Genomic DNA, 22,426 nt, shown 5'->3' with positions numbered 1-22,426 from the left:
AGCCAGAGGCGCCCGCCCCAACCACCGGGGACGGGCGCCTCACCCTGCCTCTTGACAGAGAGCCACTACATATCAGAAGGTCGCGCGGAGAGCCTCGACGAGGCCCGGGACGGCGTCGGGGGACCCGGCGACGGCGTCGTCGGAGTCGTGGGTGCGGGAGCGCAGCGCACACCAGGACTCACCCGTGCGCAGCACGCCCACGGTGATGCGCACGTCCTGCCGGTCGGGGTGCGCCTCGAGGTAGGCCACCGCCTCCTGGGGGTCGCGCGGCATGTCGACCTCGGCCTCGGGTGGGACGACGATGCGCTCGACGACGATGGCGGCACCGTCCACCTCGTCCGGCCACGCGAGCTGAGCGAGGAGCTCCTCGAGGGTGTCGGCCTGGGGCAGCCCGTCCTGCTCGACGGACAGCAGGTGCTCCGGGTCCGCCTCGGCGGACTCGGCCGCGCCGTCGGGGAGCTCGGCGGCGAGCCCGGGGCTGGCCGCGAGCGCCGCAGCCGTGCGGACGAGCGAGAACACGAGCACGGGGGAGTCCCACCCGAGCGAGCTCACGTGCCGGTCGATGTCGACAACCGCCCCCCTGAGAGCGAGCTGGCGCGGGCTGGGGCCGGAGGTGGGAGCCGTCATGGCGACCATGATCCACCACCGGCGGCACGGGGGGCGAACCGCAGCTGGGAGGTATGGGAACCTATGAGGCAGGCCGTGCGTTGCTCCAGGCAGGGGCGACCGACTGCCGCCCACCGACAGTTCCACGACCGAAGGTGCCACCCTCGTGACGTCTGCTTCCGTCCCACGACCACCGCGGCCCGCCGGGGGCCGACGACGCGGCGCCCTGGTGCCCACGCTCGTCGTCCTCGCCGTGCTCGCGGTGCTGCTCATGATCACCGCGCAGCTGTGGACGGAGGTGCTGTGGTTCTCGCACCTCGACTTCGAGGAGGTGCTGTGGCGTGAGTGGCTCACCCGGGCGGTGCTGTTCGCCTCCGGGTTCCTCGTCATGGCGGTGCCGGTGTGGCTCGGGCTGCGGCTCGCCTACCGGTCGCGGCCGATCTACGCGCCGGTCACGCCCGAGCAGCAGAACCTCGACCGCTACCGCGAGAGCGTCGAGCCGCTGCGCCGCCTGGTGATGATCGGTGCGCCGATCGTGCTGGGCTTCTTCGCCGGCGTCTCGATGAGCAACAACTGGCGCTCGGTGCTCATGTGGGTCAACCGGGAGCCCTTCGGCACGACCGACCCCCAGTTCGACCTGGACATCGGGTTCTTCGTCTTCACGCTGCCGGTGCTGCGGACGCTCGTGTCCTTCCTCATGACGGTCGTGCTCATCACCGCGGTCGCCTCCCTCGTCACCCACTACCTCTACGGCGGGATCCAGCTCGGCGGGCGCCCCCAGCGCGTCACCAACGCCGCGCGCATCCAGCTGTCGATCATGGCCGGGGTGTTCGTGCTGCTCATCGGCGCGAACTACTGGCTGGACCGCTACTCGCTGCTCGTCGGGGAGAACGACCGGTTCGCCGGCGCCTCCTACGCCGACATCAACGCCAATCTCCCGGCGCGGACGATCCTGGCGATCATCGCCGTCATCATCGCGGTGCTGTTCCTCGTCTCCGCCTTCCGTGGCGGCTGGCTGCTCCCCGCGGCCGGGGTCGGGGTCATGATCGTCTCCGGCGTCGTCATCGGGGGGATCTACCCCTCGATCGTCCAGCGCTTCCAGGTGACGCCGAACGCCGTCGAGGCGGAGTCGGAGTTCATCCAGCGCAACATCAACGCGACGCTCTCCGCCTACGGGCTCGAGGGCCTGGAGACCCAGACCTACGACGCCGTCACCGAGACCGAGCCCGGCCAGCTGCGCAACGACAGCGAGTCCACGGCGAGCATCCGGCTGCTCGACCCGAACATCGTCAGCCCGACGTTCCGCCAGCTGCAGCAGAACCGGCAGTACTACGACTTCGCCCCGACGCTGGCGGTCGACCGCTACGAGATCGACGGCGAGAAGCGCGACACCGTCATCGCGATCCGCGAGCTCAACCAGGACGGTCTGGGCAACGACCAGCGCACGTGGGTCAACGACCACACCGTCTACACGCACGGCTTCGGTGCCGTCGCCGCCTACGGCAACACCGTCTCCCGCGACGGGCAGCCGGCGTTCTTCGAGTTCGGCATCCCCAGCATCGGTGAGATCGGCGAGTACGAGGAGCGCGTCTACTTCGGCCAGAACACCCCGAGCTACTCGATCGTCGGGGCCCCGGAGGGCACCAGCCCCTGGGAGCTGGACTACCCGGACGACTCCGCAGACCAGGGCCAGGTCAACACCACGTACACGGGCGACGGCGGTCCGAGCGTCGGCAACTTCTGGAACAAGCTCCTCTACGCCATCCGGATGGGCTCGGAGCAGATCCTCTTCTCCGACCGCGTGACCTCCGAGTCGCAGATCCTCTACGACCGCGACCCGCACGAGCGCGTCCAGAAGGTCGCGCCCTACCTCACGCTCGACGCCCGGGCCTACCCGGCGATCGTCGACATGGACGGCGACGAGTCCACGCCGAAGGAGCTCGTGTGGATCGTCGACGGCTACACGACGACCAACGAGTACCCCTACTCGGCTCGGGAGTCCCTGGAGGACGCGACCACCGACGCGCTGACCGACGAGCTCGGCGGCGTCGTCGTCGGGCCCGCGCCCGCGGAGGTCAACTACATCCGCAACTCGGTCAAGGCGGTCGTCAACGCCTACGACGGTGACGTCACCCTGTACGAGTGGGACGAGAACGACCCGATCCTGCAGACCTGGAAGAACGTCTTCCCCGACCACATCTCGCCGATGGACGAGATCAGCGGGGACCTCATGAGCCACCTGCGCTACCCGGAGGACCTCTTCAAGGTCCAGCGCGAGCTGCTCAGCCGCTACCACGTGACCGACGCGGCGTCGTTCTACTCCGGCGGCAACTTCTGGAACATCCCCAGTGACCCGACCGCCGGTGACCAGGACGTGCCCCAGCCGCCGTACTACCTCACCATGCAGATGCCGGGACAGGACTCCGCGGAGTTCTCCCTCACCTCCAGCTTCATCCCCGGTGGTCAGACCGACCGGAACATCCTCACCGGCTTCCTCGCGGTCGACTCGGAGACGGGCGACAGCCCGGGTGAGGTGCGGGAGGACTACGGCCAGCTCAGGCTGCTCGAGCTGCCCTCCGACGTCACCGTGCCCGGACCGGGGCAGGTGCAGAACACGTTCAACTCCAACCCGACGATCTCCACCGAGCTCAACCTGCTCGAGCAGGGCGGGTCGCAGGTGCTGCGCGGGAACCTCCTGACGGTCCCGGTGGGTGGCGGGCTGCTCTACGTCCAGCCTGTGTACGTCCAGGCGTCGGCCGGTACGCAGTACCCGCTGCTGCAGTACGTGCTCGTCGCCTTCGGTGAGGAGATCGGGTTTGCGCCGACGCTCACCGAGGCGCTCGACCAGGTGTTCGGAGGCGACTCCGGTGCCGAGGGTGGTGACGCCGAGGTCGTCGACGAGACGCCCGGAGCGGAGCAGCCGGGCGAGGAGCCCGAGGGCACGACCGAGGTCGACGCCGCGGCCCAGCGGCGGTTGACAGAGTCGCTCGCCGACGCGACCCAGGCGCTCCAGGACGGCCAGGCGGCGCTCGCCGAGGGTGACTGGACCACCTACGGCGAGGCGCAGTCCCGGCTGCAGGCGGCGCTGGAGGAGGCCGCGCAGGCGCAGGCGGAGCTCGACGCCGCCGCGGCCGGCACCCCGCCACCTCCGGAGGACGGGGCGACGCCACCGGCCGACGGTGAGGGCACACCGCCCGCGGACGACGGCGCCGACGACGGCGGAGGCTGAGCCGAGAGGTGTCCGGCGGGGCGGTGAGGGGACTCACAGCCCCGCCGGATTGCTTCCCGGGGCCACCCCCGCGTAAGGTGGTGTTCACCGACGCGGGGTGGAGCAGTTCGGTAGCTCGCCGGGCTCATAACCCGGAGGTCGCAGGTTCAAATCCTGCCCCCGCTACCAGTCAGGCCCGGGAATCCACGGATTCCCGGGCCTGAGGCTTATAGGGATTTGATCCACCCTCCACAAACCCTCCACTTTGACCTCTCCGTCGAGGTCGGGTCGGGTCCGCCGCGCGGTCGGCGCCGGTCGCTGCCGGGGTGTCACGGCTGCCACGGCGCGTCCCGCGCACCTGGCAGGCATGGGAACCTCAACGACACGGTTGGACGGGCTGGACCCGCTCCTGGACGTCCAGGAGCTCGCCGAGTACCTCGGCGTGCCTGTCCGGACGATCTACGACTGGCGCCAGACCGGGCACGGCCCGCGCGGCTTCCGGGTCGGCCGGCACCTGAAGTTCGCCGTCTCCGACGTGGCGGCGTGGGTCGAGGCCCAGCGCGACGCCACGGCGAACGGCCGCGATCGCTCGGTGGGGTGATGTGAGGTGGCACGGCCCCGCACCCCGATCGGCACGTTCGGCGACATGGAGTTCACCTCCCTGGCGGGCGGGGTGGTCCGCGCCCGGGTGCGTGTCCGGGATCTCGACGGTCGGCTCCGGCGGGTTGAGGCCCGCGGCCCGACGCGCAAGGCGGCGGAGCACCGCCTGAAGGAGAGGCTCTCCCGCCGGGCCGACTACGCCATCGGGACCGGGGAGCTGACCCCCGACGCCTCCTTCGGGCGCCTCGTCGACCTGTGGCTGGAGGATCTCGACCTGGAGGGCAAGCTCGCACCGAGCACCAGGGCGCTCTACGAACGCAACATGCGGCAGCTGGTGATGCCGGCCTTCGAGCACTACACGCTGCGCGAGATCAGCGTCGCCAAGGTCGACAGGTTCCTCAAGGCGCTGGCGACCACCAGGAGCTACAGCATGGCCAAGCAGGCGCGCACCGTCCTCAGTCTCGCCCTCGGCCTGGCGGTTCGCTATGACGCGCTCCGGGAGAACCCGGTGCGGGACACCGCCCGGCTGCGGAAGCCGCCGACGCGGGCGATGGCCCTGACCCTGGACCAGGTCAACGCGATCCGGGCCGCGGTGCGGGGATGGCGCCGAGAGCCCGGGATGCCCGGACCGCCGCCGGACGGCCAGCTCGACCAGATCATCGAGGTCATGCTCGGCACCTCGGCCCGGATCGGGGAGGTGCTGGCGATCCGCAAGTGCGACGTCGACGTCACCGTCACGCCCTCCACTGTCCGGCTCAGCGGGACGATCGTCTCCCCGACGGGCAAGCCGACCCACCGGCAGCCGCACCCCAAGACCGCCAAGTCGGCCCGGACCGTCGCGGTGCCGTCGTTCACCGCTGAGGTGCTGCGCCAGCGGCTCGCCGCGATCGCCGACGAGGACGCGGAGCACCTGATCTTCTTCAGCCGCAACCACACGCCGCTGACGACCAACAACGTGCGCCGGCGCCTGCGCGCCATCCTGGAGGAGGCCGGCATCTCGGGGGTCACGCCGCACTCGTTCCGCCGGACCGTCGCGACGGTGGTCGACCGGGCGGGCGGTGCGGACCTCGCGGCCGAGATGCTCGGGCACACCTCGTCCCAGATCACCAGGGAGCACTACATCGAGCCCGACGAGAAGGTGAACCCGGTGACCGCCGAGATCCTCGAGTCACTCGCTCCTCGTGACAGCAGCAATGACGAGAAGTGACGTTGAACGCGGTGGTGGGGAGTCTTCACCCCCGCTCTCTCCGCCTGAGGTCGGCGTCGGCACCGAAGGGAATCGTCTGCCCGTCGGCGCGCCCGCGGTCGTGATGAGTCATCACCACCGCTCTCTTCCCCCAAAGCGCGCTCGTCGAGGCGGGGCGCAGGCCGAACTCGGCCAGCTCACCGTCCACACATGCGATCGCTCGATCCATGTGGCCAGTCTCGCGGGGGTGCGTTACCGAGAACGTACGGGGTGCCTGACCCCGTACGCACCCCGTACACACCCCGTACGCACCGTGACGAGGAGCATCAGCCCAGGTCAACGTGCGTACGGGGAGAAGATCGCCGCGGGTGGGCGACTGGTCTCAGGCCCCCGGCCCGGAGACCGGCGTCGAACCATCGACGAGTCGCCCACGCGGCTTCCAGTGTCCCGGCAGGCGGCTCTCATGGGCGTAGGCGACGACCACGGCCTCGTCGTCGGCAACGTAGTAGATCCCCCGTAGGGGAAGCCGGTCACGCCCTTGCGCGGGACGACCCCAGCGTCACCGACGCTTCGACACAAGCTCAGCCGAAAGGAGCCGGTATGTCTCGTCCGCGTCGACCACCGACATTGCCCGCGCGGATGTCGTCGATCCGACAGCCGACAGCCGACAGCCGGCCGCGTCGCGCCAGGCGACCTCGACCTCCACCGGATCCGTAGCGGCGTCCGGACCAACGCTCAGCCGCAGCAGACCCGCTTGGCTATCCGTGTCCCCGCCGAGCCGCGCGCCCGTAAGGCGCTCCCCGGCTGTGCCGCGCGTGGCATCATCATCGATGATGAGGTGGCTGCAACGACGCGTGAGGAAGGCCGGCGACACGGCCGCGCCGCCGGCCGTCAGTCCATCCCCGCCCCGCCCCCCTGTCACGGTCACAGTCGAAGAGGCAGACCCCGCGGGGACAGAAGGGCTCGTGCAGCTCTCCGGGACCACCACTTTCGCCAGCGACGCACTGGCTGCCCTTGCCGCACGCCACGATCTCACCGCCGGCGGTTTCCTGGAGACAGCCGCCGTCCTTCAACGCGAACCGGACAACGCAGTTGACCCGCGCGCCGTCGCAGTTCTTATCGAAGGTGAGCGGATCGGCTACCTGCCTGGGCACCTCGCCCGCCGCCTGCCGCTGGAAGAGCAGGAGGCGCGTGAGGTCCCGGTACAGCTCTTCACCGAAGTCCTACCTGCGGGGCTGCGGACTGAGGCGTGGGCATGGCTCGGGCAAGGCCGTCCACGCTGGGAGTGGTCGGCGTCGAACCGTCCCCCGATGTCCCCGGCTGAGAAGCGTTACGCCGCCCACCAGGCCAGCCGCAACATGGTGGCAGAAGCGCTGGTCGAGGGCGGGGCGCGGGCGGCGTCCTTCCAGGCTGGGATGGTCGACGGCGTGCACTATCTCGAGTTGGTGGAGCCGATCAAGCAGCTGAAGCGCCAGGGCCGCAACGAGGAAGCGCTGACGCTCTGCTATAAGGCCATCGAGGGCGCGGAGAACAGCCGCGACGGCCGCGAGCCGGCCCCCTGGTACACCGAGCAGGCAGCCATCATCCACCGCAAGCTCGGGCAACGGGACCAAGAGATCACAGTCCTGGAGCGCTGGCTCGCCGCATGCCCGCCAGACCGACGAGAGGGCAGCAAGATCGCTGAGCGGCTGGCGAAGGTCCGCGCGAGCTAGGACGACCACGGCTTGCACCCGCACGTCCTCCTCCTGGAGGCGCCTTCGATGAGGGGTGTCCACGCCGCGCATCCCCGAGCCGCTCCTAGGGCTACGCCAGTGGGCGGGCCGCCTCGATGAGGCTGTCCATGGCGCGTGCGGCCCTCTTGATGTCGTCGGCGCTCACGGGCGCGTGGGAGTATCCGGCGGCCGTCTTGAGGTTCAGCAGGGTGCGCAGGTGCTTGGCGGAGGGCTTGTCGGCCTGCTCGAGCATGCGAACCGCTTCGTTGTGGTTCTCGCCGCGTGAGAACTGCCCGAGCCTGGCGCAGCAGATGACGTCGGCCGCGGCGATCCCGGCGTGCACGCATAGCGTCACGTAGGCGTCGCCTACGTCGCTGTGTTCGTCCGCGAGGTCACGGATGTTCTCGGCGGCGTTGAAGAACTGGCGGGCCTTGGCCCACCGGCCGGCTCGTTCGCCGGGTCCGCACGGGGTGGTTCTGGGGGTCATCGGTCATCTCTCTGTGCGGCGGTGTGGAGGATGGTCGCGGGCCAATTGGCTGGACCGTAGATGGTGATGCCGTCGCGTGCGATGTCGGCGATGACGGGCTCGTCGGCTGCGTGGGTGCGCACGTGGTGTTCGGTCATGTCGAGCATGCGGGCGTCGTTCCCAGTCCAGGAGGTGACGTTGTTGGCGAGCCGGTCGAGGTCTTCGGTCCAGGCGTTGTCGTCGGCGGCCTGGTCGCCGTCGGGGGTGGGGCGGACGAGGAAGATGTCGATGTCGCTGTCGGTGCGCATCTGACCGCTGGCGGCTGAGCCGAAGAGGGCTGCGTAGAGGGGCTTGTGGGTGAAGGTGGCGAGCTGGTCGGCGATGCGGTCGCGCAGCCGGGTGGGGAGGCTGGCGAGCTCGATGATGGGGCCGGCGGCGAGGTGGTCGCGGTTGAGCGTGTAGCCGTCGACGGCGCCGACGCGGAAGTTGGTGACGACGCCTTGGGTGGTGAGGCGGCGTAGGACGTTGCGGATGCCTTGGGCGGAGCGGTGGGGCAGGAGGGTGTGCAGTTGTCCGGTGGTGAAGGTGGCGTCGGCTCGGGCGAGGACGGTGAGGACTTCTCCGTCGACGGTGGGGGTGATGGTGGCCAGTGGGTGCTGGGTCTGCATGACGACCTCCTGTCCCAACTATTGTAGCCGTACGTGCACAATACTTGGCGGCCCCCTCCTGGCGGACCTTGAGGGGTGAAGGACGCAGGTCGACGCGTGGGTGAGGGCACGGTTCGCTGACCGGCCGGCGCGTGAGGTCAACGTCGTCTAGCCGTCACGGCAAGACGGGGCAAAGGGCGCGGACTGCTACCGTGCGGCCCGCTTGGCTGCTTGGTCGAATGGGGCGCAAGTGAACTTGGAGCGTGGGGCCATCCCTCCAAGTGAGAGGGGCAGAGGGGCCTACGTCCCTGCCCGGAGAAAAGCAGGAGAAGCCCCCATTCGACTACCAGGTGCGCCGTCGGCGCCAGAGGGCGCACCCACGTGCAGCTCGATGCAGACCGGGACCGCGGGCTCGTCCTCGAGAACCACGCCGCCCTGCGAGCGGTCGCGCTCCTGCTGAGGTACCTCAAGAACGAGCCGTGGCAGGGGCCGAGTTGTAGTCCTCACACCTCTGGCACCAGAGGCGGTTGCTGTTACGTCCGTACGGAAGCGAGGCGAGTGATGGACGAGCTTGCAGACATTCAGATCGACCCTGGACTCTGCCCGCGTTGCGGTGCGCCGGTCCCGCGACGACGAACGGGACGCCCCGCTACGTGGTGCTCGGAGTCGTGCCGGCGCGCGGCATACGAGGAGAGGCGTGCGGCTGCACGTGGCGCGATCGCGGTGCATGTCGTCGACCGGGTGACCACGCTGACGGTCGAGAAGGAGCATGGGATCGAGGACTGCGTCGCCCGGGTGCTCGCGTCACCGGTGGCATGCACGGTGCTGCTCGAGACGCTGGTGGAGCACCTCATGGACGAGCGGAAGATGTGGGACCCGAAATGGACGCGGACCGTCGGCGTCGCGGTACGCGTCGGCGGCACGCTGGCGTTCGCGCGGACGCGCACCCGATGAGCGGCCGGTGCTTTCATGGTCTTCACCGGAGTCCGCGAGCGCGGCAGGAACGCAGTGCGCGTTGCCGATGGATCCGGCGCAGCCGATTGAAGCTGTCGACGGCGTCGCATCGGGCCCCGCCACCGGAACACAACACCGGACGGGCCATACAGACACCGGCCAGATGGGCGGGCACGCTGGCCTGCGCCATTCTCGTCGCGGGTTGGTCTTGTGGGACCTTCAGCATTTCCACGGGGTTACCGCCCCGGGACAATCAATATCGAGGTGGTGCCGGAAGTGTCGAGCTGGACAACACCACAGCGCATCTGCTGGTCGCTTCCCTGGGCGTAGCCGGGGCACTTGCCCCAGCGCTGCTGTCTCAGTCGCTGGCGGGCAGGGGATGGTTAACCGAGCGCCTTCGCGTCAACACCACGAGCGACGGTGCCGAGGGGCGATGCGTCGCCGTATTCTCTCGTCTCTTGGACTCGGTACTTGCGTCTAAAGCTGGCCAACGGGCGCCCGTGAGTGCCCCTTCGGATGTGAGGCGTGTCGCTGACAACGTTTGTGGATTGTATTAGCTTAGAGAGACGGAAGCGGGCCGCGCGGCAACGCGACCCGCTCCCAGGCCTCGAAGGACGAGGCCTCACCTAGTCGCCCGGACTAGACGGTCCGCCTCACGGTCCTCCTGACCGTGGGGCGACCAGGCACGCGCACGGTGCGCGTGACCTGGATGGTGATCTTGGGCCTTTTCATCGTTCTCACCTCCTCTCGGTAGTGCTGGCGCTGGCGCTCACTTGCGGCGCTCAACGACCGTGGTGCGCGGGCTGCGGGCGGCGTGCTTCTTCGTGACGTAGCGACCGCTGATCGCAGACCTGGCGCTGGTTCCCTTGCTCTTCCCCTTGGCCATGGCTCTCTACCTCCTTCCTAGGGCACGGTGCCCATGCCTCCGATCTTAAATTACTGCGACGTAATTCGGTGGGATCCTTCGGACCTGAGACCACTACCCCTAGCCCCTGTGGACGCAGCGACCCACTAGATGTAGTTGATCGGGAGGTTATCCACAGATACTGGATGTCCTCCCAGCGTCCGTCCACAGATCTGACGGGACTGCCCACAGTGAAGGAGAGGCCCTGTGGGCGACACGCGGGAGTGTCGGAGGCGCCGATCCGACGCGGGATTGATGTCCGCCTGCACGCGATCGGCCGGACGTCATGTAACGATCAGCAATCTGCGGAACGTGGCTGGCGTCTGGTTCGCGGAGGCGGCGAGCCGGCGGCGGGGACCCGCGACGAGTCCGGCTCATGGGGCGTGCCTGCCTGCGGTGGTCGAGGGCGGCAAACGTTCCCGCGATGTTCGCCGGGCCCGTAAACCTACGGCGACGCGGCAGGCCGCGCCCCTGCCGGCGACTTCAACCGCCGAGCGAGTCGATCGTCACCCCGTTCGCTTCGCGGATCCTCGCGGCAAGCTGGTCGACCACTTCCCGAAGCTCTCCACCCATGTCCCCCAGAGAGAGCGTTTCCACGACCTTCTGAGCTACGCCGAATCGGCCAGAACCGCGAACGGCCCGCCCGGAAGTCCGGGTGTGAGCACCGCCGTTGTGATGGGATAGACGGTAGAGAGAGACGAGGGCGGTATGGCTGATCCGGTGGAGTTTATGCTGGCCGATCTCCGGGAGAAGTACGAGGGGGTGCCATCCTCAAGGGCCTTCGATCGCCTCTATGACGATCCCGAGTGGGGTCATATGTGCGCAGTCCTCCATGAGCGTCTAAACGAGCACTTCACAGCCATCAATGGCAGGGCGGAGACCACCCGGCACTACTGGGCCGAGCCCAGCAGGGATCTACTCTCACTCATCCGAGACATCAGAAATGATCTCCACACGCTGAAGCGAGCGGGCGTGGATGTGGAGTTGGCGGATGCTTACGAAGACGCGTTAGAGCGCTGCCGGCCGTGGCTATCGCCAAGCGGAGGCAGCACGGTCCCAGAAGACTTCGAGCCGATCGAGGTCATCGCCTACGAGCCCGTGCTCACCCACGCTTCGAAGACCGTGAACCTTAAGAAGCGCCAGGAAACCGTCGAACTGCGGATGGTGGGCAGTGGCTCCTACGCCCATGTCTACTCGTACGTCGACCCCGACTATGGGATCAAGTTCGCCGTCAAGCGAGCGAAGAAGGACCTCGACGAGCGTGACCTTGCACGCTTCAAGCAGGAGTTCGAGATCCTCCGCAGGCTGAGCTTTCCCTACGTGGTGGAGGTCTACCGCTACGACGAGGCCCGCAATGAGTACCGCATGGAGTACTGCGACACCACGCTGCGGGACTACATCGCAAAGAAGAACGCCACGATCTCGTTCGCCGTGCGCAAGCGCATAGCGCTTCAGTTCCTCTACGGCATCAACTACCTCCATCACGAGGACCTGCTCCACCGTGACATCAGCCTGCAGAACGTCCTGCTGAAGGTTTTTGGATCTGGCGCGGTGTTGGTCAAGCTGTCGGACTTCGGCCTGGTGAAGGACAAGGCAAGCGAGTTCACGCGGACCCAGACCGAGATGAAGGGAACGATCCGCGACCCCATGCTCGGCAGCTTCAAGGACTACGCAGTCGTCAACGAGATCTACGCGATCGGCCACGTCCTCGCCTACATCTTCAAGGGTCGGGAGTCCCTCCCGCCGGCCACTGACGAGATCGGGCGCATCATCCACAAGTGCGCCCTCAATGACCTCGATCGGCGCTACCAGGCTGTTGCCGAACTGATCGCAGAGGTGGAGAAGCTGGAGGTTCCGCTGGTCGAGGCGACCGCGTAAACCCATTCGGACGAGGGTGGGCATCGTCATCCCCTACGTAGGAGGGCATCGGGCTTGTCGTGTCCCTCAGCTGGATCGTCCAGCGGGGCGACCGGCAGCGCTGGCGGTTACACCGGACGCCCTCGACGCACGCGCTGCGCGCTCGACGCACGCGCGTCCAACGCGAGCACGAGAACTGCTCTGTCGGCTCACGGTAGCACGGCGGTAGCATTGCGGTATGAAACTCAGCGTCAGCCTGCCAGCGGAGGATGTGGCAATCCTCGACGAGTACGCCCGTACCGCCGGCCTGCCCTCGAGGTCTGCAGCGTTGCAACACGCCGTGCGAATGCTTCGCTTGCCCGCTTTGGAGCAGGACTACGAAGCCGCGTGGCAGGAGTGGGAAGCCTCGGGTGATCAGGCGGCATGGGACTCGAGCGCAGCCGACGGGGTCGCTGATGTTGCGCGGTGAGATCCGGCTCGTCGATCTGGACCCCGTTCGCGGGAGCGAGGCCAACAGTCGTCGTCCTGCCGTGATCGTCAGCAATGACCGAGCGAACGCGACCGCGGCTCGACTTGGCCGCGGAGTGGTCACCGTGGTGCCGGTCACCAGCAACACCGACCGGATCTTCCCCTTCCAAACCCTCCTGCCCGCAGCCGCGACCGGCCTCCGGCAGGACTCCAAGGCCCAGGCCGAGCAAGTCCGCTCCATCGCCGTCGAGCGCCTCGGCGCCGTCATCGGACGAGCGCCCGCCGACGTCATGGCTCACCTCGACGACGCGCTTCGCCTCCACCTGCAGCTGTAAGCACCGCACTGCAAAAGTGGCGCTGGCCTGGATCCGGGGGACGTTGGCAGTCGGCAAGATCGCTGTGCCAGCATTCGAGCCGCCCTCCATTTACCCTCCAGATTGAGCCGTCACAGCCCGTCACAAACCGGGTAGAGTCGGAGGTGACAGCGAGGAGACTTTCTCGACAACACAAGCGAATCCGCTGTTTCCCGAGCCGATCGGCGGTAGCCGGAAGGCCCTTGATTCGTTCCGGAGGTCGCAGGTTCAAATCCTGCCCCCGCTACCACCGAGAAGGCCCGGACCGACAGGTCCGGGCCTTCTGCGTTCCCTATCCCACCTGCGTGGGTCGCCCGTCGTCGGGCGCGCCCAGCCAGGAGAGCAGCAGCAGACAGACGTCGTCGTGCCGGTGGTCGGTCGGCAGCATGCGGGCGGTGAGCATGCGCACCGCGTCCTCTGGGCCGAGCTCCCCGGTCCCGGCGCCGACCCCGGTGAGCTCGGCGAGCCGTGCCGGCAGGGGCTGGTCGCGCACCTCCACCAGGCCGTCGGTGTAGAGGAGGACCCTGTCACCGGGCGTCAGGTCGAGCGTGGCCTCCGCGCGGTCCCGGCCGGGCACGGTGAGGCCGAGCGGCGTGGAGCGGCCGTCCCACACGAGCCGAGCAGCGCCGTTCCTCCCGAGGAGCATCGGGGGCGGGTGGCCGGCGCACGCGTAACGGAAGCGGCCCGTCGTGAGGTCGAGCTCGCCATAGACGAGGGTCGCCGACGCGGTGTCCGGCACGCGCTGGACGAAGGGGTCCAGAGCGCTCAGCACCCGGGCGGGGCCGACGTCGGGGCCGGCGACCGCCCGGACGGCGCTGCGCAGCTGTCCCATGGCGATGGCTGCGTCGAGACCGCGGCCCACGATGTCGCCGACGACGACGGCGAGCACCTCGTCCTCGAGCAGGAAGGCGTCGTGCCAGTCGCCGCCCACCTCCAGCGGCTTGACGCCCGGCCGGTAGTCGGTGGTGACGGAGAAGCGATCGTCGCGCGGCAGGGGAGCGGTGAGGAGCGCCTGCTGGAGCTCGTGTGCGACCGCGGCGCTGCGGTCGAAGAGGCTGGCGCGGTCCAGGGCGATCCCCGCCTGCTGGCCGACGGCGGTGAGCACTGCCAGGTCGGGCGGCTCGGCCCCCGCGCCGTCGTCGGGGAGCAGGGAGAGCACTCCGCGGAGGGTCGACTGGCCGTGGAGGGGGACCAGGATGCGCCCCCCGTGACGCAGGGCGCCGCGTGGCCACGAGAGCGCAGGCAGGCGGTCGGTCGGCTCGGTCTCCTCGCCCGTGGACGAGTCGGGGACCAGCCTGCCCAGGCCGTCGGTCAACCAGCACGTCGCCGCCCGGGCGGACAGTGAGCGGGTGGCGCCGAGCAGGGCGGCTGCCACGCCGTGCCGGCTCACCCCGGCCGAGAGTGCGGCGGTGACCTCCTGCAGCACCCGGGTGCGGTGGGCGGCGGCGTCGGCGTCCTTGCGCGCCGCCAGCAGCTCCCGCTCGTAGCGGGAGCGGTCCCGGGCGCTGGAGATCGACACCCGGACCGAGCCGTCCGGGGCTGCGACGGCCGTCAGGAGCACCGGGAGCCGTCCGTCGGGGCCGCGCAGCTCGAGGGCCACCTCGTCGGCCCGGCCGTCGACGTGCAGCAGCGGGGACAGGTGCGTCTCCCAGTAGATCCGTCCCCCGACGGACAGCAGCTGGCTCAGCCGCAGGTGCCCGACCACCTCGTCCGGGGGTCGCCCCACCCACTGGAGGAAGGTGTCGTTGGCGTCGAGCACGGTGCCGTCACCGGCCAGCACGAGGAGGCCGCACGGCGCCTCGTCCCACGCACGGACCCGGTCGGTCACGCGAACAGGTACTCCTTCATCGCCGCGACGAGCTGGTCCGGGGCGCTGAGGTTCGGGCAGTGCCCGATCGCGTCGAGGACCGCGAAGTCGCTGTTCGGCAGGGCGTCGCGCACGTACTCACCCACCTCGAACGGGGCGATGACGTCCTCGCGGCACTGCACGACGAGCGCGGGGGTGTCGACCTCGGGCAGGTCTGCCCTGTTGTCGGACAGGAACGTGGTGCGGGCGAACCGGCGGGCGAGTGCCGGGTCCGTCCGGCAGAAGCTGTCGGTGAGCTCGGCGCCGAGCTCCGGCCGGTCGGGCACGCCCATGATCACCGGGGCGATGTGTGCCGACCAGCCGAGGTAGTTGTCGTCCATGGTCTCGAGGAGCTCGTCGATCTCCTCCTGGCTGAAACCGCCGCGGTAGTCGCCGTCGTCGATGTAGCGGGGACTGGGGCCGACGAGCACGAGCCGGTCGAAGAGCTCGGGCCGCTCCCGCGCGGCGAGCACGCCGATCATCGCGCTCACCGAGTGGCCGACGAAGACCACGGGTCCGGTGCCCAGGGCCTCGATGATCTCGACGACGTCCTGCGCGTACCCCTCGAGCCGGGCGTGCCGGGCGCTGTCGAAGGCGGACGGGTCGGAGCCGCCGGCGCCGACGTGGTCGAACAGCACCACGCGGTGGGTCGCCTCGAAGCTGGGGGTGACCAAGCGCCACATCTGCTGGTCGCAGCCGAAGCCGTGGGCCAGCACCAGGGCGGGCGCGTCACCCGCGCCGCTCACCCGCACGTTGTTCCGTCGCAGCACGTCCACGCCGCGACCTTACGGTATGCACCCGGCGCCGCTGCCGGGAACGGAGACCGGGACGCCCCGGCCTGGGCGAGGACGCGGGTCCGGTCACGGCCCCGTCCCGTCCGGCTCCCACCGCAGCAGGTCTCCCGGTTGGCAGTCGAGCGCCTCGCACAGGGCCTGGAGGGTGGTGAACCGCACGGCCTTGGCGCGTCCGTTCTTGAGCACGGCGAGGTTCGCCGGCGTGATCCCGATGCGGTCCGCGAGCGTGCCCACGGACATCTTCCGGCGCGCGAGCATGACGTCGATGTCGACGACGATGGGCATCAGATCACCTCGTCGAGCTCGGAGCGCAGACTCTCCGCCCGGGCGGCGGTCGCGACCGCCTGGGCCAGCAGCATGCGCAGCACGTACACGACCAGCGCGACGCCGGCCACGACGAGGGAGATCCCGCAGATGAACCCGACGAGGCCGGGCGCGATCACGTCGCCCGGCAACGTCCGGTTCGCCACCGAACCCACGACGGCCACGCCCAGGACGAGCACCGAGGCCGAGCCGATCGCGCCGATGACGATGTCGACGTACCGGAAGGCGCCGTGGGAGAAGACCGTCCCCTCCCGGACCATCGTCAGCAGCCGCCAGATGCACACGCCGATGACCTGCAGGGCGGCGACCCCGAGGACGACGATGACCAGGAAGGGCACGCGGACACGGGCGGGCGCCTCGTCCATCTCCAGCCATGCCAACGGAACCATGACGAGCTGGACGACCAGCGAGCCGACGAGCGCGAGCGCGATGACCACCTTGAGCGTGCGGACGGCGTACCTGCCCATGGGGGCCTCCTTCAACGGGGAACGATGGGAATCTATCGATATACGATAGGTCTTGGCAAGCAGTTCGCCATAAACCGCTTGCACACCGCGTGCGGCCGCACCGAGACTGGCGAGGTCCCCGCGGGAGGAACCCGCGTGTGAGGGGACGGACGAGACGGACCGAGCGATGACGAACCTCCGGAGCGGCACCCCGTTCCTCGCGCGCTGACGCCCACGGGCGCGGCGCTGCACACCGCTCCCGGAAGGTCCCCATGTCCCACCCCAGCTCCGTCGTCCTGCACGACCTCTCGTTCGCCTGGCCGGACGGCACCGTCGCCCTCGAGCACGTCTCCGGATCCTTCGGCCGCGGCCGCACCGGACTCGTCGGCGCGAACGGCGCCGGCAAGTCGACGCTGCTGCGCCTCGTCGCCCGCCGGCTCGCGCCCACGGGCGGCTCGCTGTCGGTCTGCGGGATCGTCGACCACCTCCCACAACGCCTCACGGCCGTGCCGGGGACGACGCTCGCCGACCTCCTCGGCGTCGCCACCACCCGGGCCGCCATCCGCGCCATCGAGGCCGGGTCGACCGACCCGGCGGACTTCGACGCCGTCGGCACCGACTGGGACGTCGAGGAGCGCGCGGCCGCCCAGCTCGGCGCACTCGGCCTGCCCCGGGACCTCGACCGTCCGGTCACCTCGCTCTCGGGCGGTGAGGCGGTGCTCGCCGCCGTCGTCGGCGTGCGCCTGCGCGGCGCGGACATCGCGCTGCTCGACGAGCCGACGAACAACCTCGACCTCGACTCCCGCCACCGGCTCTACGAGGTGGTGCGCCAGTGGCGTGGCACGCTCGTCGTCGTCAGCCACGACCTCACCCTCCTCGACCTCATGGACGAGACCGCCGAGCTGCGTGCCGGCGCACTCACCACCGTCGGCGGTCCGTACAGCGCCTACCGCGAGTGGCTCGACACGCAGCAGGAGGCGGCGCGGCAGGCGCTGCGCACCGCCGAGCAGACGCTGCGCAGGGAGAGGCGCGAGCGGGTGAAGGCCGAGGAACGCTTCGCGCACAGCGAGCGGCAGGGGCGCACGGACCGGGCCAACGCGAGGTACCCGCCCATCGTGCTCGGCGCCCGTCGCAACGCGGCCGAGCGGTCCCAGGGGGCGCGCCGTGGCGTCGCGGACGCCCGGGTGGACGCCGCGCGGACGGCGGTCGACGTCGCCGGGAGCGCCGTCCGCGACGACGACGTGATCCGGGTGGACCTGCCCGACCCGCGGGTGCCGCGGGGGCGCCGCCTCGCCGAGCTGCCGAGCAGCGACGGGCGCGCCGTCGTCCTCCAGGGACCAGAACGCGTCGCCCTCGTCGGGGCGAACGGCGTCGGCAAGACGACGCTCCTGCGCGGGCTCCTCCCGCGGCTGACGGTCCGTGTCGGCTACCTGCCGCAGCGCATCGAGCTCGACGACGGTGCCACCGTCCTCGACGCCGTGCGCGGCGCCTCGCCGGACGTTGCGCCGGGAGAGGTGCGCAACCGGCTGGCACGGCTGCTCGTCCGCGGCGACATGGTGGACCGGCAGGTGGGCGCGCTCTCCGGCGGGGAGCGGTTCAGGGTCGCGCTCGCCCGGCTCGTGCTCGCCGAGCCGCCGCCCGAGCTCCTCGTCCTCGACGAGCCCACCAACGACCTCGACCTCCCGAGCGTCGACGGGCTCGTCGCGGCCCTCACCGCCTACCGCGGCGGACTGCTCGTCGTGAGCCACGACCGTGCGTTCCTCGACCGGCTGGGCCTAGACGCCGTCGTCCGCCTCACCGCCGACGGGCGGCTGGAGCGCCTGGAGTGACGAGGGCCGCCGGACACGCAACAACTCCGCTGTCGGCGCAAAGGGAGGGTGGGGGGCGTTCAGTGGTGGGTGGGGGTCCGGATTTGGAGGACGACCACCCAGCTGAGCGCCGCGAGCGCACCGACCCCGCCGACGACGAGCCACGGCACCGGCACGGCGCCGTCGAGCAGCAGCGCCAGGGCCGCGGCCGCCTGCGCGACCGCCTGCACGGCCAGGAACCGCGGCAGCTCGTCGCGCAGCACCGCGAGCTCCACCCACCCTCGCCAGGACACGGCGTCGGTGACGGCCCCGAGCTGCAGGAGGGCGTGCGTGAGCACGGCGAGCACCGGCAGCTGCCACCAGTGCTGCCCGCTGACGGCGAGCATCCCGATGAGCACCGCAGCACCGATCGCGAGCAGCGCGCCGTGCGGACGGGCGCACACGAGCGCACCGACGGCGAGGACGACCCACCACTGGTCCGCGCCCTGTGCGACCGTCGCCCCGGCCGCCAGGCACAGCGCGAGGAGCACGAGCCTCAGGAGCACGGCGGGCGCGCTCCGGCCCGCCCGCAGCGTCGTCCCGGGCGGGTGGGGGGCGTCCCGTCGGTCGGGCCGGCGGAGCGCGGCGAGGAGCCTGCGCACGACGCTCATCGCGGTGCTCCGTGACGACGGCGGGCCAGGGTCGCGAGCTGGGCGCGTCCGCCCGCCGGCGGCGGTCCGTCGTCGGCCCACCGCACGACCTCGACGCCGCCGCGGTGGAGCGCGGTGAGCCGGTCCTCGCGGCGCAGGGACACCATCCGGTAGGCCATGAGCACGCGCACCGTCATCGCGGCGCCGCGCACCGGCGGCAGGACGTCGATGGCGACCACCCGGTGCCCGGAGTGCCGCCACGTCAGCGCCATCGTCATCGCCTCGTCGTCGAGGAACGTCGAGAGCACGACGACGAGCGCCCCCGAGGGCACCTGCGGCGCGCGGACACGCGGCCGTGGCGTGCCCTCCGGTGCGGAGAGGGCCAGGCGCCGCACGATCCGCTCGAGGTGGCGGCGGCCGCCTGCCGGCCGGACCGGGCGGCGGCGCAGGCCGAGGTCCTCCAAGCCCACCCGGTCGCCCTGCTCGAGGTAGGCGCGGGCGAGGGACGCGGCGGCCTCGCGGGCGATGTCGAGGGACGTGGCGTCGCTCCGCAGCACCTCCCGGCCACCGGCCCAGGTGGCGACGTCCGGCCCCACGTCGTCGCGTGAGTCGATGACCACGACGACGGTCGCCTCGGCCGTGGACTGGGTGCGGCGGACGTACAGGTCCTGCAGGCGCCCGCCCTGCACGCCGCGGCGGGCGCTGGTGCGCCAGTCGATGCGGCGCAGGCGGTCACCCGGTGTGAATAGGGTGATGTCGTGGAGCTCGGTGCCGTCCCCGATGCGCCGGGCGGCGTGCGGACCGACCAGCCCCTGCAGGCGGGGCGGCAGCGGCAGCTCGGCCAGCGCACGCTGACCGGGGACCACGAGGACGGTCGCCGGGCCGACGGTGACGACGTCGCCGGCGGTGAGGTGGCCGGTGCCCAGGCCGACCGCGTCGAGCCGGAAGAGCTCGCTGGCACCGGTGCGCACGCTCGTGGTCACGAGGGTGATGTCCCGCGGCCGGCCGGGGACGAGGCGGACCAGGCGCTCCTGGGACCGGGTGCCGGGGCTCGAGGACCGCAGCCGAACCGACCGGACACCGGGCGGTGGGAGCAGGCGCGCCGGCGCGTGCAGCTCGGAGCGTGCCGTCAGCTGGCGCGGGGCGAGCAGCTCGACCTCCAGCGCCCCGCCGGGCCGGCGGCTCCAGCCCCACACGCCCGCCACCAGCGGCGCCACACCCAGCGCGGCGACGTCCGCTCGTCCGGTGAGGGCACCCGCGAGCAGCACCCCCACGCCGAGCAGGACGGTCGCGGTGAGGTGGGTGAGTGGCACCCACCGGGCGGTGCGGCCACGCAGCGCGGGACGGGCGGTGCTCACCGGGCGGGCGCTGCGCGGCGGGTGCTCGCCGGGCCGGGGACGGAGTCGAGCAGGATCGTCACGACGCTCTCCGGCTGCGTGCCACCGGCCCAGGCCGCGGCGGTGAGGGTGAGGCGGTGCGCCAGGGCCGGGACGGCGACCGCCTTGACGTCCTCGGGGGTGACGAAGTCACGGCCGTCGAGGGCGGCGAGGGCACGTCCGACGAGCAGCAGTGCCTGCGAGCCGCGCGGGGAGGCACCGACCTCCACGGCGCGGTGCCCGCGCGTGGCGGCGGCCAGCGCCACGCAGTAGTCGACGACGTCGGGCTCGACGTCGACGGCCTCCACCCCGGCCTGCATCGCGAGCAGCTGCTCCGGGGTGACCACCCGGCGGACGTCGGCCCGTTCCTGGCGGCGGTCCAGCCGCCGGCGCAGGACGTCGGCCTCCGCCTCGGCGCTCGGGTAGCCCACGGCCAGGCGGACCATGAAGCGGTCGAGCTGCGCCTCGGGAAGCGGGTAGGTGCCCTCGTACTCCACCGGGTTGGACGTGGCCAGCACGTGGAAGGGGGCCGGGAGGGGGAAGCTGGTGCCCTCGACGGACACCTGGCGCTCGGCCATCGCCTCGAGGAGGGCCGACTGGGTCTTGGGGGCCGTGCGGTTGATCTCGTCGGCGAGGAACAGCCCCGTGAAGACCGGGCCGGGCCGGAAGGTGAAGCCCGCCGTCGCCGGGTCGTAGACGTAGGAGCCGGTGATGTCCGCCGGGAGCAGGTCGGGCGTGCACTGCAGCCGCCGGAAGTCCAGGCCCAGCGCCGTCGCCAGGGACCGCGCCGCGAGGGTCTTGCCGAGCCCGGGGACGTCCTCGAAGAGCACGTGGCCGCCGGCGAGGATCGCGGCCAGCGCCAGGCGCAGCGGCTGGGTCATGCCGACGACGGCGGTCCCCACCTCGCGCAGCACGTCCCCGCCCAGCGCGGCGACGTCCGCGACCGGCAGCGGAGCGGCGGCTGGGGCGGGGGAGGGCAGGTCGGTCATCGGCGGGCTCCTTCGAGGTTCTCCAGTGCGGTGAGGCAGGCGTCCAACGCCCGGACGGTCTGGGGGGCGGGCGACCGCAGCGTGCGCCAGGCACGGTCGCCGAGGGCGGCGCGGACGGCGGCGTCGTCGTCGGGTGCGATGCCGGCCGTCGTGAGACGCGTCGCGGCGACGTCGCGCAGCTGGCGCATCCCGGCGTCACCGACGCGCCCGTCCCTGGTGGTGAGCGACCAGGCGAGCTGGGACACCTCGTGGCGGTGCCCGCCGCGCCGCTCGTCCGTGAGGCGCGGCAGGGCGTGCTCGCGGCCGAGGTCCCGGTGGCCGAGCAGGGCCCCGAGCGTGACGGTGGCGCCGGCGGCGAGCGCGATGTTGACGCCGGCGAAACCGACGAGCCACATCGCGGCGGCGACGGCGGCGACCGCCACGGCCACGCCAGCCACCCTGGCCCGGCTCACCGTCCCTCCCAGGACTCGGCCAGCCGCTCCAGGCACCGTCCGGCCTCGGCGACGTCGCCCGGCGTCATGACGGCGTGGGGCGCGAAGCGGGCACGGTGGTACAGGCGCAGCAGCCGGCGGGTGGCGTCCGGGTCCGCGCTCGTCGCGTCGAGCACGGCGGTGGTGAGCTCCGTGGGGGTGTCGGACGGTGCGCGCTCGACGCCCGAGCTCGCCGCGGCGGCCTCCAGCTCGAGCCACGCGGCGATGATCGCGTCGTCCGGGTCGGCGCCGGAGGCGAGGACGGCACGGGCCGCCGCGACTCCGCGCCGGAGCGCCGGCAGGTCCGGCTCGACCTCGACCGCCTCCGCGGCGCCCACGGCGCCCGGGGAGGGGTCGTACGGCGCGTCGGTCGTGCCCCGCGCGAGGGTGGCGCGCCGGAGGACCATCCGGACGAGCACGGCGAGCAGCAGGATGCCGAGGACGACGAGGACGAGCGTGACGGGGATGCCGCTGTCGCTCGGTTCGGGCGGGACGACCTCGACGGGGTCCGCGGTCGGGGGAGCCGTCGCGGTCTGCGTCGGCACGGTGAGTGACGGGGCGGCCCGGGGCGTGACCTGCCACGGCCCGGCGAGCGCGGCACCGACCACGACGAGGAGCCCGACGGCGGCGCTGAGAAGCGGCAGCAGCTGCGGGCCGAGCCGGGACAGGGCGGGGGAGGGCCGGCCTGCCACCTCGCGCCCGTCCATGGCGCCCACCGTATCGGCTGAGCCCTTCCACGGAGGACGCTCCGGACCCGCCGTGCCGGGTGCAGCCGAGCCTCCT

At 71.2% G+C, this 22,426-nt stretch carries 22 protein-coding genes and 1 tRNA gene; 10 read left to right on the top strand and 13 right to left on the bottom strand.

All coding sequences use genetic code 11. The features are described 5' to 3' along the window. Window positions 1-72 precede the first annotated feature (72 nt). Entirely contained in the window at window positions 73-627 is a 555-nt protein-coding gene (locus VR894_RS17695; protein ID WP_324653675.1) for a PPA1309 family protein, read from the bottom strand. 145 nt (window positions 628-772) lie between these two features. Here VR894_RS17695 and VR894_RS17690 point away from each other — a divergent pair, with 145 nt between their 5' ends. The 4 genes from VR894_RS17690 (at window position 773) to VR894_RS17675 (ending at window position 5,621) form a co-directional block, all read left to right on the top strand. Further along, complete coding sequence (locus tag VR894_RS17690; RefSeq protein ID WP_324653673.1) at window positions 773-3,835, top strand: UPF0182 family protein; 3,063 nt, start codon at window positions 773-775, stop codon at window positions 3,833-3,835. A 91-nt stretch (window positions 3,836-3,926) separates the two neighbouring features. Further along, window positions 3,927-4,003, top strand: a tRNA-Met gene (locus VR894_RS17685). Between the two features lie 178 nt (window positions 4,004-4,181). Next, on the top strand, window positions 4,182-4,415 hold the full coding sequence (locus VR894_RS17680; protein ID WP_324653671.1) for a helix-turn-helix domain-containing protein: 234 nt from the start codon (window positions 4,182-4,184) through the stop codon (window positions 4,413-4,415). A gap of 6 nt (window positions 4,416-4,421) precedes the next feature. Further along, window positions 4,422-5,621 carry a tyrosine-type recombinase/integrase gene (locus VR894_RS17675; RefSeq protein ID WP_324653669.1) on the top strand — a complete coding sequence of 400 codons (1,200 nt, stop codon included), beginning with the start codon at window positions 4,422-4,424 and terminating at the stop codon, window positions 5,619-5,621. A gap of 25 nt (window positions 5,622-5,646) precedes the next feature. Here VR894_RS17675 and VR894_RS17670 read toward each other — a convergent pair whose 3' ends face one another. Beyond that, complete coding sequence (locus VR894_RS17670; protein WP_324653668.1) at window positions 5,647-5,829, bottom strand: hypothetical protein; 183 nt, start codon at window positions 5,827-5,829, stop codon at window positions 5,647-5,649. Window positions 5,830-6,565: 736 nt separating this feature from the next. Here VR894_RS17670 and VR894_RS17665 point away from each other — a divergent pair. Beyond that, window positions 6,566-7,312 (top strand): hypothetical protein, encoded by a 747-nt coding sequence (locus VR894_RS17665; protein WP_324653666.1) that lies wholly within the window; start codon window positions 6,566-6,568, stop codon window positions 7,310-7,312. A gap of 91 nt (window positions 7,313-7,403) precedes the next feature. On the opposite strand, the gene VR894_RS17660 is transcribed toward VR894_RS17665, so the two are convergent. Both VR894_RS17660 and VR894_RS17655 read right to left on the bottom strand, forming a co-directional pair. Next, complete coding sequence (locus VR894_RS17660; protein WP_324653664.1) at window positions 7,404-7,799, bottom strand: hypothetical protein; 396 nt, start codon at window positions 7,797-7,799, stop codon at window positions 7,404-7,406. Continuing rightward, window positions 7,796-8,446, bottom strand: coding sequence for a nucleotidyltransferase domain-containing protein (locus VR894_RS17655; protein WP_324653662.1), 651 nt, complete (start codon window positions 8,444-8,446; stop codon window positions 7,796-7,798). The genes VR894_RS17660 and VR894_RS17655 overlap by 4 nt, the downstream gene beginning before the upstream one ends. Before the next feature lie 720 nt (window positions 8,447-9,166). Here VR894_RS17655 and VR894_RS17650 point away from each other — a divergent pair. The 4 genes from VR894_RS17650 (at window position 9,167) to VR894_RS17635 (ending at window position 12,943) form a co-directional block, all read left to right on the top strand. After that, window positions 9,167-9,379 carry a hypothetical protein gene (locus VR894_RS17650; RefSeq protein WP_324653661.1) on the top strand — a complete coding sequence of 71 codons (213 nt, stop codon included), beginning with the start codon at window positions 9,167-9,169 and terminating at the stop codon, window positions 9,377-9,379. Between the two features lie 1,612 nt (window positions 9,380-10,991). After that, window positions 10,992-12,161, top strand: a complete 1,170-nt coding sequence (locus VR894_RS17645; RefSeq protein ID WP_324653660.1) for a protein kinase family protein — start codon at window positions 10,992-10,994, stop codon at window positions 12,159-12,161. 217 nt (window positions 12,162-12,378) lie between these two features. Then, window positions 12,379-12,609 (top strand): ribbon-helix-helix domain-containing protein, encoded by a 231-nt coding sequence (locus VR894_RS17640; RefSeq protein WP_324653658.1) that lies wholly within the window; start codon window positions 12,379-12,381, stop codon window positions 12,607-12,609. Next, the gene (locus VR894_RS17635; protein WP_324653657.1) at window positions 12,596-12,943 is read left to right on the top strand and encodes a type II toxin-antitoxin system PemK/MazF family toxin; all 348 of its coding nucleotides are present in this window, start codon (window positions 12,596-12,598) and stop codon (window positions 12,941-12,943) included. The genes VR894_RS17640 and VR894_RS17635 overlap by 14 nt, the downstream gene beginning before the upstream one ends. Window positions 12,944-13,253: 310 nt before the next feature. On the opposite strand, the gene VR894_RS17630 is transcribed toward VR894_RS17635, so the two are convergent. The 4 genes from VR894_RS17630 to VR894_RS17615 all read right to left on the bottom strand — a co-directional run bounded on the left by VR894_RS17630 (window position 13,254) and on the right by VR894_RS17615 (window position 16,392). After that, window positions 13,254-14,789, bottom strand: a complete 1,536-nt coding sequence (locus VR894_RS17630) for a SpoIIE family protein phosphatase (RefSeq protein ID WP_324653655.1) — start codon at window positions 14,787-14,789, stop codon at window positions 13,254-13,256. Continuing rightward, entirely contained in the window at window positions 14,786-15,583 is a 798-nt protein-coding gene (locus tag VR894_RS17625; RefSeq protein ID WP_324653654.1) for an alpha/beta hydrolase, read from the bottom strand. The genes VR894_RS17630 and VR894_RS17625 overlap by 4 nt, the downstream gene beginning before the upstream one ends. A gap of 84 nt (window positions 15,584-15,667) precedes the next feature. Further along, the gene (locus tag VR894_RS17620) at window positions 15,668-15,886 is read right to left on the bottom strand and encodes a helix-turn-helix transcriptional regulator (protein WP_324653653.1); all 219 of its coding nucleotides are present in this window, start codon (window positions 15,884-15,886) and stop codon (window positions 15,668-15,670) included. Beyond that, complete coding sequence (locus VR894_RS17615; RefSeq protein WP_324653651.1) at window positions 15,886-16,392, bottom strand: DUF2975 domain-containing protein; 507 nt, start codon at window positions 16,390-16,392, stop codon at window positions 15,886-15,888. The genes VR894_RS17620 and VR894_RS17615 overlap by 1 nt, the downstream gene beginning before the upstream one ends. Before the next feature lie 251 nt (window positions 16,393-16,643). Here VR894_RS17615 and VR894_RS17610 point away from each other — a divergent pair, with 251 nt between their 5' ends. Continuing rightward, on the top strand, window positions 16,644-18,200 hold the full coding sequence (locus VR894_RS17610; protein ID WP_324653650.1) for an ABC-F family ATP-binding cassette domain-containing protein: 1,557 nt from the start codon (window positions 16,644-16,646) through the stop codon (window positions 18,198-18,200). Window positions 18,201-18,259: 59 nt separating this feature from the next. Here the strand turns inward: VR894_RS17610 and VR894_RS17605 are convergent, their stop codons facing one another. Genes VR894_RS17605 through VR894_RS17585 form a run of 5 tightly spaced genes read right to left on the bottom strand, consistent with a single transcriptional unit; the run spans window position 18,260 to window position 22,350 of the window. Continuing rightward, the gene (locus VR894_RS17605; protein WP_324653649.1) at window positions 18,260-18,829 is read right to left on the bottom strand and encodes a hypothetical protein; all 570 of its coding nucleotides are present in this window, start codon (window positions 18,827-18,829) and stop codon (window positions 18,260-18,262) included. Next, a complete protein-coding gene (locus tag VR894_RS17600) occupies window positions 18,826-20,166 on the bottom strand; it encodes a DUF58 domain-containing protein (RefSeq protein ID WP_324653647.1) in 1,341 nt (446 codons plus the stop codon). The genes VR894_RS17605 and VR894_RS17600 overlap by 4 nt, the downstream gene beginning before the upstream one ends. After that, entirely contained in the window at window positions 20,163-21,173 is a 1,011-nt protein-coding gene (locus tag VR894_RS17595) for a MoxR family ATPase (protein WP_324653646.1), read from the bottom strand. Before VR894_RS17595 ends, VR894_RS17600 begins: the two co-directional genes overlap by 4 nt. Further along, complete coding sequence (locus VR894_RS17590; RefSeq protein WP_324653644.1) at window positions 21,170-21,625, bottom strand: hypothetical protein; 456 nt, start codon at window positions 21,623-21,625, stop codon at window positions 21,170-21,172. Before VR894_RS17590 ends, VR894_RS17595 begins: the two co-directional genes overlap by 4 nt. Further along, window positions 21,622-22,350: a DUF4129 domain-containing protein gene (locus VR894_RS17585; RefSeq protein ID WP_324653642.1), complete on the bottom strand. Its 729-nt coding sequence runs from the start codon at window positions 22,348-22,350 to the stop codon at window positions 21,622-21,624. Before VR894_RS17585 ends, VR894_RS17590 begins: the two co-directional genes overlap by 4 nt. Window positions 22,351-22,426: the final 76 nt, after the last annotated feature.

This window comes from Georgenia sp. H159 (assembly GCF_035607575.1).
GTDB lineage: Bacteria > Actinomycetota > Actinomycetes > Actinomycetales > Actinomycetaceae > Oceanitalea.
The sequence above is the reverse complement of the archived record's forward strand: the minus strand, read 5'-3'. Positions and strand labels throughout refer to the sequence as shown.